This is a genomic window from Pseudogemmobacter sp. TB195 (genome assembly GCF_058313095.1).
Genome location: NZ_JBZEGG010000092.1, coordinates 1 through 897, shown reverse-complemented (window position 1 = coordinate 897; position 897 = coordinate 1). Strand labels below are relative to the sequence as shown.

At 70.9% G+C, this 897-nt stretch carries 2 protein-coding genes; one reads left to right on the top strand and one right to left on the bottom strand.

The genetic code is table 11. The features are described 5' to 3' along the window. Positions 1–689, top strand: a 689-nt coding sequence (locus AC4FS3_RS28740) for a metallophosphoesterase family protein (RefSeq protein ID WP_491023374.1), incomplete at its 5' end; no start/stop codon positions are given. 15 nt (positions 690–704) lie between these two features. Here AC4FS3_RS28740 and AC4FS3_RS28735 read toward each other — a convergent pair. Further along, positions 705–897 (bottom strand): hypothetical protein (locus AC4FS3_RS28735; RefSeq protein WP_491023373.1); only part of this gene is annotated, 193 nt, incomplete at its 5' end.

The window sequence follows — 897 nt, the reverse complement described above, 5'->3', positions numbered from 1 at the left end:
CGGCGCGCGCCTTCGTCGAAACACTCGGACCGCCAGATCGGGTCAGCTTCACGCCGGGCAACCATGACGCCTATGTGCGCAGCGCGCTGGCGCCGCTGCGCCAGTATCTCGGCCCCTGGATGAGCAGCGACGCCGGCGAGGCGCCAGGCCCGGTCGATGGCTTCCCGTTTCTGCGCCGGCGCGCGGGCGTGGCGTTTGTTGGTCTGTGCTCCGGCGTGCCGACCCTGCCCTTTCTCGCCAGCGGGCGGCTGGGCGCGCGGCAACTGGCGGCGGCGGAGGCCATGCTGGCGCAGTTGCGGGCGGAGCGCCTCTGCCGGGTGGTGCTCATTCACCACCCGCCCCATGTAGGGGGGGCGGGGCCCGGGCGGGGACTTACCGACGCCGGAGCCTTCGCGCGCATGATTGCCCGCGTCGGCGCCGAGCTGGTGTTGCACGGCCACAATCATGTCATTTCGCTGGCGCGGATCCCCGGGCCGGATGGCGCGGTCCCCATCCTTGGCGCGCCATCGGCGTCGGCCATGGCCGGCATGCACAATCACCTGGCTGGTTATCACCTGATCCGCGTCACGCCCGACGGCGTGCGCTCGCGCCTGACGGCGGAAACGCGGGGTTTCCGGGATGGGCAGCGGGAGATGGTCCAGAATCTGCCGCCGGTCGCCGATGGCGGGCGGCTCGCCCCCCTGCCCTGAAAGCGCCGCGACGGTTCAGACCCTGGCCCGCCGGCGCAACCAGCGCAGCACCGGCGCTTCAACCAGGCGGTATAGCAGCCAGCCGCCAATCGACGAGGCGATCACCCCCGCGAGGGCAAACAGGGTGGAGGTCATCCACGTCCCAAAACCCAGCATGACGAAGACCTGACGCATGGCGCGGATGATGAACGGGTGCAGCAGGTAGAGC